The 15,226-nt window shown below is 37.0% G+C and carries 12 protein-coding genes; 9 read left to right on the forward strand and 3 right to left on the reverse strand.

The window, feature by feature from the left end:
* Positions 1 to 62: 62 nt before the first annotated feature.
* From AC106K_RS23730 to AC106K_RS23770, 9 genes are all read left to right on the forward strand, one after another.
* Positions 63 to 932 (forward strand): hypothetical protein, encoded by an 870-nt coding sequence (locus AC106K_RS23730; protein ID WP_482448011.1) that lies wholly within the window; start codon positions 63 to 65, stop codon positions 930 to 932.
* A 158-nt stretch (positions 933 to 1,090) separates the two neighbouring features.
* The gene (locus AC106K_RS23735) at positions 1,091 to 1,267 is read left to right on the forward strand and encodes a histone H1 (RefSeq protein WP_040994607.1); all 177 of its coding nucleotides are present in this window, start codon (positions 1,091 to 1,093) and stop codon (positions 1,265 to 1,267) included.
* Between the two features lie 213 nt (positions 1,268 to 1,480).
* Positions 1,481 to 2,635: a hypothetical protein gene (locus AC106K_RS23740; protein WP_482448012.1), complete on the forward strand. Its 1,155-nt coding sequence runs from the start codon at positions 1,481 to 1,483 to the stop codon at positions 2,633 to 2,635.
* 404 nt (positions 2,636 to 3,039) lie between these two features.
* Entirely contained in the window at positions 3,040 to 4,611 is a 1,572-nt protein-coding gene (locus tag AC106K_RS23745) for a M20/M25/M40 family metallo-hydrolase (RefSeq protein WP_482448013.1), read from the forward strand.
* Positions 4,612 to 4,772: 161 nt separating this feature from the next.
* Positions 4,773 to 6,209, forward strand: a complete 1,437-nt coding sequence (locus tag AC106K_RS23750) for a right-handed parallel beta-helix repeat-containing protein (protein ID WP_482448014.1) — start codon at positions 4,773 to 4,775, stop codon at positions 6,207 to 6,209.
* Between the two features lie 448 nt (positions 6,210 to 6,657).
* Positions 6,658 to 7,788, forward strand: coding sequence for a hypothetical protein (locus AC106K_RS23755; RefSeq protein WP_482448016.1), 1,131 nt, complete (start codon positions 6,658 to 6,660; stop codon positions 7,786 to 7,788).
* A gap of 16 nt (positions 7,789 to 7,804) precedes the next feature.
* Positions 7,805 to 8,311, forward strand: coding sequence for a DUF4280 domain-containing protein (locus AC106K_RS23760; protein WP_482448018.1), 507 nt, complete (start codon positions 7,805 to 7,807; stop codon positions 8,309 to 8,311).
* 19 nt (positions 8,312 to 8,330) lie between these two features.
* Positions 8,331 to 10,862 (forward strand): M23 family metallopeptidase, encoded by a 2,532-nt coding sequence (locus AC106K_RS23765; protein ID WP_482448019.1) that lies wholly within the window; start codon positions 8,331 to 8,333, stop codon positions 10,860 to 10,862.
* Complete coding sequence (locus tag AC106K_RS23770; RefSeq protein ID WP_482448020.1) at positions 10,859 to 11,428, forward strand: hypothetical protein; 570 nt, start codon at positions 10,859 to 10,861, stop codon at positions 11,426 to 11,428. Before AC106K_RS23765 ends, AC106K_RS23770 begins: the two co-directional genes overlap by 4 nt.
* Before the next feature lie 146 nt (positions 11,429 to 11,574).
* On the opposite strand, the gene AC106K_RS23775 is transcribed toward AC106K_RS23770, so the two are convergent.
* The 3 genes from AC106K_RS23775 to AC106K_RS23785 form a co-directional block, all read right to left on the reverse strand.
* Positions 11,575 to 12,138 (reverse strand): RDD family protein, encoded by a 564-nt coding sequence (locus AC106K_RS23775; protein WP_482448022.1) that lies wholly within the window; start codon positions 12,136 to 12,138, stop codon positions 11,575 to 11,577.
* Positions 12,139 to 12,184: 46 nt separating this feature from the next.
* Positions 12,185 to 12,820, reverse strand: coding sequence for an HAD family hydrolase (locus AC106K_RS23780; protein WP_482448023.1), 636 nt, complete (start codon positions 12,818 to 12,820; stop codon positions 12,185 to 12,187).
* Positions 12,821 to 13,001: 181 nt separating this feature from the next.
* The gene (locus AC106K_RS23785; RefSeq protein WP_482448025.1) at positions 13,002 to 15,125 is read right to left on the reverse strand and encodes a Tex family protein; all 2,124 of its coding nucleotides are present in this window, start codon (positions 15,123 to 15,125) and stop codon (positions 13,002 to 13,004) included.
* Positions 15,126 to 15,226: the final 101 nt, after the last annotated feature.

The raw sequence follows: 15,226 nt of genomic DNA on the forward strand, positions 1-15,226 counted from the left end.
CAAATTTAAAATAAAAAAACAGGAATAATAGAGGATCATTTATTTTTTTATATTTTGGTTTTATGAAATTTTATGTTTTTTTCGCTGTTTCATTTTTCTCCTTTGTTTCAGGGCAAAAAGACCTTGCTGCTGTAGGATGTCATTATAAATCATTCAGGACAACATGTGCAGGAAGCAAAGAAGTGATCTCAGAAATACAGTTGGCTGATAAAGTTCGGGTATACGGAAGGTTTAAAGATCTTAGTAAAATCAGATCTGAGGGCTTTTTTGAGAAAAATACAGTGGAGAAAAAATGTAATGAAAATATAAAATATGAAGCTGATGAAGTATATGAAGGAATTCCTTACGATAAACAATTCAAATATTATTACGCTCAGGATATTAATGATGACAGAAAATTTTATTTCCGGTTCTATGAATCGAAAGTCTTTTATAAAGGAACGGTTCCTTATGACAAAAGTGTTTCCTATAAAGTAGCTTCATATCGGGCAGAAAAGTATCCGCTTTTTTATAATAAGGAAAAAGAAACAGACGGAAATTATGAAGCGGAATATTTCATATATAATAATGACGGAACTCTCAGCTATTCTTTCCATCAGCGGGGAAATCAATTTGATGAATACCGGTATGAATATACTACGCTTTACAATTTACAAATGATTTCGACAGTCTATAAAAATAAAGCCCTTTTTGAAAAATACTCTTATGAAGACTATAAAAATACCTACACTCAAAAGATCCGGGAGTATATTGTGAACAATTCTTATCAGCTGGATGAAAAAGGAAACCCCTATTTAAAGCCTTCAAAACTTTTAGAAACAGGTTGTTCATGTAAAAAAGGATATATTACAAAAATAGAAATCTGGAAGGAAAATCAATGTGCGATCTCATCGGTTGAGATCCCGGAAACAATACATCATGATAAGCCTTAAAAGAGGCTGTGTGACTGGTTTTAGGGTTTAAATTGATCAAAAAACCTCTTTTATGGATTTGGAAGTGAAGATTTTAGTCATTTTATCCAAACTTTTTTCGCTCCAGCTAGGCTGGAATCACCATAAAACCTATATTTGCAGCCTAAATTTTTAAATAAATGAAAGAACTAATTGAAAAAATCAACGCGGAATTTGAAGCGTTCGCAACTGAAGCTAACCAACAGGCAGAAAAAGGAAACAAAGCAGCAGGTACAAGAGCTCGTAAATCAGCTTTAGAACTTAGCAAACTGTTCAAAGAATTTAGAAAAGTTTCTGTAGAAGAAGCTAAAAAATAATTCGTTCCCTGAACCGGTTCATTCTGAACCGGTTTTTTTATGTCCGGATCTGTACATCCCGTCCGTTTTACAGGTTAAATTTTCCCAGTTTTCATCCCGCCTTCCTAAAATTAAATTCCAAAAGTTAAATACTATTAAATTCTGCTAAATAAGTATTTTCTTTGATGTTTCAGCTTATATATTTGTGCAGCTAATTTTAAAACTAATGCATCAATGACCGTGAAACACATTTATTTATTCTTCATCCTGTTTTTTGGATTATTTCACAGCCAGCAGCTTAAAGTGGTGGATGCTGAGAGTGGAAGTCCCATTGCTAATGCAAGAATTCTTCTTCCAGATCAGATCGTTTATACCAATGAAGACGGCGTGGCTCCTGTCAGTCAAAATACGGCGGCCTTTGAAATTTCGGCTTCGGGCTATCAAAAGACAAAAGTTTCAAATTTCAGTTCACTGATCAGGCTTAAACCTCTCTATAAAGATATTGGGGAAATCAAGATTGTCAATGTGGATGTCAAAAAGATCTTTGAAGATGTCTTCAAAAATTATCATAAAAGATATTATGATGATCCATCTCTGTATGATGTGGTTTACAAAGAGAAAAGTTTTGATAACAATAAACTGCATTTCCTGGTGATCGCTGAGGCGAAATGGTGGACCAGGGATAATATGTATAACTTCAAACAGGGATTCCGCAAAGACTATGATGAAATTCTTCAGATGCAGCTGAACAATGTAAAGTATTTTAAAAACATTCAGTCAGACAGTATTTTCAAAGGTAAAACCGATGAGTTTTCTCATGAATATCTGGGGAATTTTTTCATGAATTTTGAACTATACAGAGAGCTTCAACATCTGAATATGAAAACAACCAAATGTGTTGGAAGACTGATTTTTGAAGAAGGAAACGAGCAGCTGATCACCTTTAAAATTACTTCTGGCAATGGAGTTCAGATGAATGGTGAGTTTAAATATAATACCGCAGATAAGGTGATTACCTATCTTGAAACCCATTATTTCCAGGAAAATTACCCAATTTTGAAAAAGAAAACCACGGATGGAAGAGAATTTGACTATAAGCTGGGTGATGCTTCGCTGATCTTTGATTTTTATAAAAAAAACGGTTCCTATGTTCCTGCAATGAGCAGGCTGGAAGGAGATAAATTTACCACTTATTATAAAGAAGAGTCCCATGTGAGAAAGTTCAGCCGTGAGATTGTATACAATACATTTACCCCATCCGATAAGAAAGGTCTTAATCCAAAGATAGATTTCAATATCAATATCTGGAAAAACATGGCGGTGAAAGAAGATAAAGTAAACACCACATTGCTCTCTCAAGAAGAAAAAGCGTTTGTGAATGGAAAATAACCCTTTCACAAACTGATTCTTTAACGATAAAAGCATTTATAATAGCCACTAATGCATGACTCCCTTTTATTCGTGCATTAGTGGCTAAATAATATTAAAGCAGGGTAGTGGGTTCAATAGATTAGAGCCACTTCATTCCAATATCCCTTATGAATTTCTTTAATGCTAAAAGCTTTTTTAATGGCCACTAATGCACGAATAATATTAGTGGCTAAAAAATATTGAAGAATAGTAGTTGATTAAGCAGGTTAAAAAAAATCAGAGTCATCTCATTTTGAAATTTATTATCAATTAATCTCATAAACAGAAAAAACGTTCACAATATCGTTGTACAGGAACTTTTTTGCCTCCATTCCTTCATCATCTCCCTAATTTCCTTTATCTTTAAACCAATCAATAAAATTATGAGGATAAATAGATTTTTTGCAGTGCCTGCCGTAATGCTGGCTGCCCAATTTTCATGGGCTCAGGTAAAAGTAGACCCGAAAGAGAGGCTGAACCCTATCGTAAAAAGTTTTGTAGATGAAGTAAATAACAATTCTCAATTGGAGAATATGGCTTATGAACTGTTGGATGGTATCGGACCACGTCTTGTGGGAACTCCGGAAATGCTGGCTGCCAATGAATGGAGTGCAGGAAAGCTTCGTTCATGGGGAGTAGATGCCAATCTTCAGCAATTCGGAACGTGGAAAGGGTGGCAGAGAGGGACTACCCATGTCGATATGACCTATCCACGGGTAAAATCATTATCAGCCACACAGCTGGCATGGAGCCCGGCAACTAAAAAAGCGATTGAAGCGGAAGTGATCATTCTTCCTAAAGTATCTTCCAAAGCAGAGTTTGAGAGCTGGCTTCCTTCTGCAAAAGGAAAGATTGTTCTTATGGCACAATATCAGAAAATAGGACGTTCTGATGAGCAAATTAAAGAATTTGCTACTCCTGAATTATATGAAAAACTGAAAGCAGAAAAAGAACAGGCTACAAAAGATTTTACGGCCTATGTAAAAAATATCGGTTATGACAATAATACCCTTCCTGAAGCCCTGGAAAAAGCCGGAGCTGCAGGGATTGCTATTTCGAACTGGACGGGAATCATGGGGGCTAACAGAATATTTGGAGCAAAAACTTCAAAAATTCCAATGATTGATATTGATGTAGAAGACTATGGGATGCTTTACAGAATGGCCGAAAAAGGAGCACAGCCGAAAATTAAGATCGATGCGCAGTCAAAAATACTTCCTGAAGCAAAAAGTTTCAATACCATTGGGATGATCAAAGGGAAGGAAAAACCGGATGAATATGTAATTCTTTCTGCTCACCTTGATTCATGGGACGGAGCTCAGGGAGCTACAGATAACGGAACGGGAACTCTTACGATGCTTGAAGCTATGAGAATCCTGAAAAAGTATTATCCAAACAACAAAAGAACCATCGTCATAGGACTTTGGGGAAGTGAAGAACAGGGATTGAACGGTTCCAGAGGTTTTGTGGCTGATAATCCTCAGATCATAAAAGGAGTACAGGCTGCTTTCAACCAGGATAACGGAACAGGTCGAGTGGTGAATATCAGCGGTCAGGGGTTTGTAAAAGCTTATGATTATGTAGGAAGATGGCTTGAAGGAGTTCCGAAAGCGGTAAGAGGGCATATCAAAACAGACTTCCCGGGCATGCCTGGCGGTGGCGGTTCTGACCATGCTTCATTTGTGGCGGCCGGAGTACCGGGAATTTCATTAGGTTCTCTGAACTGGGGATATTTTGGGTATACATGGCACACTACAAAAGATACTTATGACAAAATCGTTTTTGATGAGGTGAAGAATAATGTTATTCTGACCGCAGCATTAGCATATATGGCTTCTGAAGATCCTGAATTCTCAAACAGAGAAAAAAGAGTAATGCCGCAGGATGACAAAGGCGAAACGATGAAATGGCCTGAATTGAAAGAACCGAGAAGAAGCTCTAAGGATTATAAATAAAAGTTTATATTGTTCCTATAAATCAACTATAAGTCGCCGAAAAGGCGACTTTTTTATTTTAAAAAATACACGTCAAGTTTTGTCGCTGCCCGCTTTTATATTTGTTTCAATAAAATTCTTGCAAGAAATAATACAGATTAAACTTTAATTTTTTTACCATTATGAATACACTGAATTTATTGGAAACCAATGATTTTCCTACATCAAATATTAATGTTAACCAGGTAACAACAGTTACTTTACTTGACAGCTCAACAAAAGAACTTGCCAACTTTACAAAAGTTACATCGGGAACACCAACGGTAGATGGAGTCATGTACTTACAGAAAGATGGAATTGTGTTTGAAAGAGCTTATAACGGAGTGATGAACCCCGAATGGTTTGGTATGGGAAAAACACATGTTGAACTTCAGAAAGCCATTAATGCAGCAACGAGAAATGACACCATTCTTATAAGAGGACAATACAGATGCTCTGAACAGATTATAATTGATAAAGCTTTAATGCTTTTAGGGCAGAATTATATCAATGGTAATGACGTAGGAGGTAACCAAAATTCACGACTTGTCTTTAACGACTTTACCAATCATACCATTAATTCCTGTATTGAAGCTTCTGCGAGTTTATGTATCAAAAATCTTGTCATTTATGGAAATGAGCTTCCTGGAAAAATTGGGGTGAATGTGACCAATATTAGTGCAAAACCTGACAACACTCTTACCCTGGATTCATCAATAGTACAGAATTTTGAAATTGGAGTAAAAATAACGGAAGGTTATTATAACAGATTCGTAAATTCTTATATCGGACATTGTCGTACATGCCTTGTGCTGGATAAATGTTATAATGCCTTTGCCTCATCATTGTCAATCAGGGCAGGGTATGATAAAAAACCGACTTTAAATGATAAGGGAATCGTTTTATATAATGAGACCAATCTGACCATGTATGGAGGAAGTGTAGAAAGCTTTACTGAAGCGGGTATTAGTCTTTATTCGTCAAGAGTTTCTTGTCTTGGGGTGTATTTTGAAGCAGAATATGGGAACGACAAAACATCATGTATCAGATTCATGAATAATGATTGCAGATCAACTACCATAAGTTGCCATGCTTATCTAAAAAATGAGAGTGCAAGTTCATTCGTTCATGCTTTACCTGTTGTAGCTTCGGCTCATATTTATTCTAAAAATAACTACTTTGAATATGTAGCCGGATCGTACGTTTCAACGTATAAATTTGAAGCCACTAATTTTGAACAGTATACTGTTGACATTTCAGGGGATAATTATAAAAACGATTTGATGGCAGGCTCTTCTTATACCTCCATTACTTCTTCATCACTTAAAAAAGGAAAAGGAAGGATACAGATTGTTTATCCTTCCGGGCACGAGTTGGCAGGAACCTTCCTTACGAATCTGAATACAGTATCTCCATATCAGTATAATGCGGTGACCGGAGCTGAGAATGGGATGATCACCACATTTGCCAATTCAGGCTATCCGGGTGATGATGGTGCCGGCCTTCAGGGTACGATTGGCTATACTCCTTATACAGCTGTTTATGAAAATGGGGCATGGAAGAAAATACCTAAAATTTAATATGAACTATTTTAAATAAATCACTACATTTGGATAAATAATAAAATAAAGTTTCATAGATTTCAGTAAAAAGAAACTGTTTTCATTTCAGCTTCTTTTTATACAATACTTCTTTTTCTGGTCATTTGTACAATTTGTGTACATATGACTAAACAAAAATAAGAGACAGCCTCGCTTTGAGCTGTCTCTTTTTGCATTATACAATAGGGAATAATTTTTTACAAATAACCAAACCTAACAGGTTTTTAAAACCTGTTAGGTTTATTTCGCATCATTTTCTATCAACGTAAATAATCTGCTTCCCAACTTTTGATCTGCTTTTGAACTTCTTCTTATTGTACATATTTACTCATATAAATTGCAATAAAAATACATGTGAATGCAAAATAATGTAGGATAGAGATTTTTAATTTTAAAAACCTTATAGGAATAAAAAACACATCAAATTATGAAAAAAAATATCTCGAATCGGGAGGACCCTGTTCTGGGTACAAGCCGTCCTCCTGTGAATCTGAATGTCTATTTTGTGAAATCGGGAGAGACTCTGGAAAGTATTTCATGGGATTTACATCTCGAAAACCCTAATTATCTCCGTGAATATCATAATGCACGATGCAGCCCTTTAGATATAGTTCCGGAAAACGGAACATTAAGACTTCTGCAAAAGCTTCACATTCCTGTATCTGATGAAATACTAAGGATTAACAGACAGATCCGGGAGAATGGAGAAAGCCTATGTTATCTTCTTCCTAATGGGAAAATTCCATTGAATATTAGCCTGATCAATGGAGATTATTTTGTAAGGCAGACCGAAAGTGATGATGCGATACAAAAATATGAGTATGCTTATAAGCTGCATTTCAGTTATCTCAAAACAATACAGGACAGACATTATATCCATTTCTCCATGAGCAGTTTCCAAAAAGACGGTGAAGAACCGGAAGAGAAAATCAATCATCTGGCGGCAGATCTGGTGAAAATAATGTATCCGGTAACCTTGATCCTGGATAGCTCCGGGAACTTTGTAGCAGCAGAATCTTATAAAGAAGTAAAAGAAATGATCCGTGAAATAGAGGCTTTGAAAGCTTATCATGCCGGAGCTTATGCCGCTTCCCATATTGACCAGATGAAACAAAATATATCAGATCCACAGAATATGTATAGGGGCTTAAAGAAGATACTGGCACTGCAGTTTGTTTTCAATAGGTTTTATCAGGCAGAATATCGTTCAGAAGATACCACATGGCCTTATCGGGATGAGTTTTCATGGCTTGCTCCAGCTTCTCCCATTCAACTTGAAATGATTCATAAGACCTTGTTGCAGACAGATCACCAGTTTGTTGAACTTTTGCAGACCGGAAAGTCCGTAGATTATCGTACTGCTCAGGAATTATTTTATACAGATTTCGGGTATGATGAAAGCATCAGTCCTCATTCAGATTCTGTAAAGGCCAAACATCAGGCAAAATATATTTTAGATGGTAAGGACTTTTCTATACACAAAATTAAAGCAGAGTTTGATCTTCAGATGCCTGATTATAAGAAAAAAATGACTTTTGAGTTAGAAAAACAACCTTGATACCAATACAAACACGATGATGTCAGAAAATTTATCAGCTCATGATGGCAAACACTTTGTCATTCAAAAGGGCAAAGCTCAATGTAATCAGGGAAATAAGTTTCCCCACTTCAGAGTAACCTCCCATCAAAAACACTATTGGAATACCCAGGATGCCATAGCTGATCATCTTGCCGTAACCGAAGATGATGTACAGTTTGATCCTCCCGGGCCAAGTTTTGGAACCTGTAGATTAAAACCTACATCAGGAGGCTATCTGCCATGCAATTTTGCTCCTGCAGGAAAGTGGCAAAAAGCATATGAAAAAACCAAGGTCATGGATAAGAGCTGTCTTTCTGAGATTTCTGAACTGATGTGCAGTACCGGTGGGAAAATCACGATAAAGGAACATGGCCAGACTTCTGTGATGAACCGGCAGAATATAACACAGGCAGATCCGGGAACTTATCAGATGATTAATCCATTCTTAGACCTGAAGGAGTCACAAAAGAAGCTGGAAGATCCTGATCCGGTTTATGAATAATTTTGAAAAATTAAGAGGCATGGCAAAGCTAACTATTACAGGGAATACCGAGCCCAGAGTCGGAAATACAGAGATATATTCCCTTTCTGCAGCGGATAGTCTTACGTTGTCGAATCCTGTGTCTTTTCCGTTGACAAAGATACGCTGGAACATCCATGTACAGGATAAAAAAGGATGGCGGATAACGAATGGAAATTTGAAGGAAGGCAAAATGGTTTCCTATACATTTACGAATAAGAGTCTCAAATACAAGGCTCTGAAGATTGAAGTTGTCAGAGGAAAGGATAGGGGAGATTTGTATATCAGGCCACAGGCTGCCGAAAGCCCAAAAATAGTCAGTGTAGAATTGCTGGATATTAATTCCAGGCGGATTCCCAAAGGAAAGCTTCTGCATTATACGGATACAATAATAGCTAAAGCCTATTGTGTAGGGATGTTTGGGCAAAAAGTTTCGTTTACTCTGTGGGAAGATGATGCTATAGGAAAAGGGCATGACCCGTTGGTGAATATGATGAATAAGATCAATCAGATTCCTGTCATCGGTGAGGTGGATCATGAAGGGGTTGCCAGGGTTGTTTTCAGATTGTCATCTTACACAATGGCTGTTCAGATCGCCAATGCAGGAGTTGCAAAAGGAGATAAAAACGAAGGTAAAACCCACGAATATTATGTGACTGCCGAAATGGTCTCCAAACATATTCTAAAGACCAGTCCGAACGTAAATGTAGCTAATCCTACCTATATCCCTCCGGCATCTGAAAAACCCAATCCACCGAAGCATATTCCTCCCGGAAATAACGGATCAAAACAGGATCAGCCGAAACCGAAAGAAAATACAGCCAAATTTCCACAAACCCTTGAAGCCAGGCAACAGGTTGACCCTGAAGGAAAGGTCCTGAGCGCAGAATTTACAAATGGTACGGGAAAACCTTTGAAGAATGCAAAAACCGGAAATATCGTTTCCATTAAAATAACTTCCCAAAATATGAAAGGGAAAAATGTAAAGGTAAGGATCTGGGAAGAAGATCTGTCCCGTTACAGCAATGATCTTTTGTACGAAAGATCTGTAAAGTTGGCCTATGATACCACTAACTTTATCAATGGGATTATTCTTACCAAAGAAATGTATACCAAAGGGAACGGGTGGGGAGAAGGATCTTCACAGGAATATTTCATTGAAGTTGAGCATCTCAATACTTCTGTAACTTCCAGAGTGATCCCAATAAGTCCGGATGCTGAACCTGTGAAAGTAGATCCTAATGATTCTCCTGTGATGATTAAGGAGCCGAAAAGGGAGAAAGTATGTGTTTGTGAAGAAAATAAACTGTATTGGGGAAAATACTTTACATGTCAGGAACGTAAAAAGATTATAGAAATTTCACAACGATTGTTATGTAATCCCAATCATTTGACTTCAGCAATGGCATTGGAGACAGGAGGTAAGTTTGACCCAAGTTTGGTTAATGGTTCCGGATACACGGGGTTAATTCAGATTGGCAGTGATGCCGCAAATGACATCAATAGAAGGAAGGGAACAAATATAAAAGCAGGTAAGAGTGGAAATTTAAAAAACATGACTAAGTTGGAACAGCTGACTTATGTAGAGTATTATCTGGAATCCTTTAGGGGTAAATTAAATACCCTTGTTGATTTTTATCTAGCTATCTTAATGCCGATTGATTGCGGGAAAGGAAATCAAGAAAATCATATTGTATTCAATAAAAACTTAACATTAGATTATAATTCTAAAGGTGAGGTCATTAAAAACACCAAATGGGTGAGGAAAAATGGTTATGCGAAAAATCCTGTTTTTCATAAAGAATTTGACAATGAAGATGGAAAGACTTATGTGTGGGAAATATCAAAAGAGATTGAAAAGTGGTATAAAAAGGGAGAAGCCAATAAAGCCTCTGTTTTTTCGTGCCAAAAAGATGTTCAAAATAAGAGTAGAAATAAGAAATATTCCAAATGGCATGATCCCATAGACTATCCAGAGATAGCACTGTTCAATTTCGGTGGAAATGAAAAACCCAAAGGCTCTTCTTTTGGACTAGTTAGAACACATCCAGATGGAACTCCAAAAAATCATCAGGGCTTAGATATTTTTGCACCAAAAGGAACTCCTGTAAAAGCTTGTTTAAAAGGTATGGTCGTTTTGGTTTCTGAAAATGCAGGAGCATTTGGAAAACTAGTTGTAATAGAAGTGGATAAGAGGGACCTTGATCAGGCAAGAATAGATTACAAATTACAATACCAAGGGGAAATAGAGAAAGGATCAGGTTTTGGAGATTCTGATAAACGTTTCTTAAGGTATGGGCATCTTAGTGAAATAAATGTAGCTGAAAAACAAGAGGTAGAAGCTGGGGTTGTGATTGGCAAAAGTGGTAATAGTGGAAATGCCTCTAAGCAAAGCATAAAAGCAAGGCATCTGCATTTTGAAATTACCGATGCAAAAATTGCTGGTGAGGGATTAAATAATAGAGAAAATCCTGCATTTTATGTAAGGCTTATAGCACCTAATAAAAATAAACAAGAAAGTAATAAAAAATGATAAAGTACCTGTATATATTGTTGATTTTAGGAATGCTTTCATGTACAAAATATAGAACCATAAACGAAAGCCAGAAAGATTCTGTATCATTAACAAACAAGATAGCTAATAATATAAAGCAAGAAAATAGAAATGCAGTGGATGTTGGCGATGAACTGGAAGGAGAAGACGAATTTATTTCTCTTAAATTATTTCAAGCATGGAAAGGTTTATATAGTATGGAAAATGATGATATAATAGATGGTTGGGGAAGAGAATCCATTTTTTATGCAGAGCTAAATATGATAAAACCTGATAGTTGTATATTTAAAAGTTGGCTGGCAGATAGTAATGGAAAAAGGTATAATAAGAATGATAATTATCAGGAATATATAGGAGGGATTTATGCGACAACTAATAAAGATTCAATTGAGTTTTTCACGAAAAGGATAATAGTAGGAGGAAATAAAGGTTTATCACCCTTATTGACACTGACAAAAAATAATAAAGAATATTTTATACATAGTTTGATTACTTCCCCTCCTCATAATGGAGTTATTGAAATGCCGATTGAAAAATCAAAATAATCAGTTAGATATTATGTACATAAAAAAATAGAATTGGTTAAACTTAATAAGACCTACCCATTAAAAAAAGAAAAATAAATAAAGGCATTCTTTTTCAGGCAACTGCCTCCACAGAAGCTATTGATTTTCCTGATTTGAAAAGAGTATCAAACCATCTTTAAACTTTTCTCCTTAAGAAGTTCTCTTATTTCAGGCATTTTCTTTTCCTTGACAATATACGTTTTGCAGATCTTATTGTTGAGGTTCATGCTGAAATTTTTTTCGATAGATTCATCCTCCCAGGTTTCATTGATGGGTGGATAATATTCTGTCAAAACAGGCCAGAAATTAAAGAGAGACAATACATTCCTCTGTAAAGATTTTAAGAAGCCCGGCGTATTTCCAAAATCATCAATAACCCTTATTTTGAAAAGCTTTTTGCCAAGACTTGCCCCGTGGTAAGTTTCCCATAGAGCTCCTGAAATAATGACAAGAGGAATGGAATATAAAAATCCCATAAAAGCTGTATAAGAAAATACATATAAGAAAATAACTAAAAATGGGAGAAAGTCGATCATTTTGGCCAACAGTCTTTCCCATTGGTAGTTCTTATACCAGGGGTTGCATGGAAATTCATATTCAAGCTGTTTGTATATTCTGTTTCCTTCACGATCAAACTCACGGGTAGCCCTGCGGATAATCCTTTTCTCTTTAAGTTCAGATATTTTCATAATGGTTATAGTGGTTCTTTATTTTCAGATCAAAACCAGTAAAAGCTTACACATACAGTGCCAAATCTGAAAAAATTGAAACTGCAGGCTCATAATGATCCGTATTCAGTTTCCCGAAGCCATATTTACAGAAGATAAAAGGAAGATTATTGGATGCTGAAGAATCATAATCGGTTTGAGTATCGCCAATATACACCGTGTCTTCAGCTGATAAATGATTTCTTTCCATAATGAGTTTAATATTCTCTGATTTAGGCTTTGTGGTCCGCCCGTGAGATTCAAAATCGGTGAAAAGATCATGGAGTTTATAATAGTCTAAAAATGCCTCAATATATCCATCCTGACAATTGCTTACAATAAAAAGACGATGGTCATGGGTAAGCGCTTTCAGGGTTTCTTCCACCTTTTCATATAAAATTCCACCCTGAGTACGGAGAACGGTATTCTCTTTTTTTATAATTTCAGAAAGGGTTTCTTTCACCTGCTGATCAGAAATGCCCGGTACAATGTCTTTCAGAATATCTTTAGCCAGAAGTCCCATATACTGATCCATATCTTCAGGCTTTAATTCCCTTTCAATGAATTGATGCTGATGCAGAATGTCATTCCATATCCCTATGATGGTTGCTCTGGGATCCCATAATGTCCCGTCCAGATCGAAAATTAAGTTTTTATATTTCAAAATGTGATATTTATATTATTGGTTAGTTAGGCTGGAAGCAGGAAGTTGGAAGTCACTGTCCGTCTTATTACAGTTGATCATGAATAAAACTGTCATTTTCAAAATATAGAAAAGCCAGACAGTGGTATTTACGACTTAAATAGCTTCCTTCTTCCTTCTTTTGGCTTCCTAGTCCAATCAACTATAGAATCATGCTTAGCTGAACCCTTTTTCTTGCTTCATCCACTTCCGTTACTTTTACCCTTACATGCTGGTGAAGCTTTACCACTTCGTTGACGTCAGATACAAAGCCGTCTTTCAGCTGAGAAATATGAACCAGTCCGCTTTCTTTAATTCCCAGATCTACAAAACATCCGAAAGCGGTAATATTGTTGACAATTCCCGGAAGAATCATTCCTGCTTTTAAATCCTTAATGCTTTTTACATTCGGATCAAACTCGAATACTTTCGCCGCTTTTCGGGGATCCAGTCCTGGTTTTTCAAGCTCCTTCAGAATATCTTTGATCCCCAGAATTCCGATTTCTCCTGTTATATAAGACTCCGGTTTTATCGAAGCAATTTTTTCTTTATTGGCAATCAGTTCATTCGTTTTAATGCCAAGATCTTTGGCCATTTTTTCTACAATTCCGTAAGCTTCGGGATGTACTGCCGAATTATCGAGTGGGTTTTTAGCATTTGAAATCCTTACAAAAGCTGCTGCCTGCTGGAATGCTTTCTCGCCAAGTCTTGGCACTTTCTTCAGTTGCTTTCGGTCTTCAAAAGCCCCATTTTCAGCACGGTAATTCACAATATTCTCCGCCATTTTCTCTCCGATTCCGGAAACATAGCTCAACAGAGACTTACTGCCTGTATTTAAATTGATTCCTACCGAGTTTACACATTTCATCACGGTAGAATCCAGTTCGTTTTTCAGTTGAGTCTGGTCCACATCATGTTGATATTGTCCCACTCCGATAGATTTCGGATCAATTTTTACAAGCTCTGCCAGCGGATCAGAAAGTCTTCTCCCAATTGAAACCGCACCACGCACCGTTACATCATATGTTGGAAATTCATCTCTGGCAATCTTACTTGCAGAATAAACAGAGGCTCCCGCTTCTGAAACTACAAAGACCTGCAATGGCTTATCAAAAGCGATCTTTTTAATAAAGAATTCCGTTTCACGGCTCGCCGTTCCGTTTCCGATAGAAATAGCTTCAATATTATAGGCATTCACCATCGAACGGATCTTTTTCATCGCCATTCCGCTTTCATTTTGGGGAGCGTGAGGGTAGAGGGTTTCATTATGGAGCAGATCCCCTTTTTCATCCAAACACACCACTTTACAACCACTTCTATATCCCGGATCTATGGCCAGAATTCTTTTTTCGCCCAAAGGTGGGGCTAATAGCAGCTGGCCCAGGTTTTCAGAAAAGATCTCAATCGCTTTCTGATCTGCTTTTTCCTTAGCTTCCTGCAATGCTTCATTAGAAATGGCAGGTTCCAAAAGTCTTTTATAACTGTCTTTGATGGCAATCGCTATCTGCTCAGAACTTTCATTATTCGATTTAATGATTGCTTTTTCTATGAAATCGATCGCTTCATCTTTGTCAATCCCTACATTCGTCTTCACAAAACCTTCAGCTTCTGCTCTCAACATCGCCAGAAGCCTGTGAGAAGGAGTTCGGCTCAGGTTTTCTTCCCATTCGAAGTATTGAGAGAACTTTTGGGCATCTTCCTCGTCTTTTTTAGCCTTTACAACCTTAGAAGTCACTACGGCCTTACGCTGAAATATCCGACGGAGGTTTTTACGGACATACATATTTTCATTGATCCATTCTGCCATGATGTCTCTGGCTCCCTGAAGTGCTTCTTCCTCAGAGGCCACTTCATTGTTCAGGTACTTTGAAGCCAGAAACATAAGATCATTATTCTTCTGGCTCATGATGATCTTGGCTAAAGGTTCCAGTCCTTTTTCTTTAGCGGCATCCGCTTTGGTTTTCTTACGCTTTTTGAAAGGCAGGTAGAGGTCCTCCAGCTCCTGAAGATCAAAACTGTCTTCAATTCTTTGTTGAAGTTCAGGAGTTAACGCATCCTGTTCCTCTATAGATTTTAAAATAGATTCCTTTCTCTTTACAATCTCCTCAAACTGTTTGCTGATTTTCGCAATCTGTTCGATCTGGGTTTCATCCAGGTTTCCGGTTTTATCCTTTCGGTAACGGGCAATAAAAGGGATGGTGCAGTCTTCTGCTAATAATTGTAAAGTATTGTTGATGCTCTTCTCAGAAATATTGAGCTGCTTCTGTATAAATGCTACGGTCGTCATTATTTGTTTTTCGGATAGCTAAAATAGGGTTTTTAAAACGAAAAAAGGCGAGTTTCCCCGCCTTGAATGTTTTCACAACGGAATAATCCTTATTGTGAAGT

Source organism: Chryseobacterium sp. FR048 (assembly GCF_056844665.1).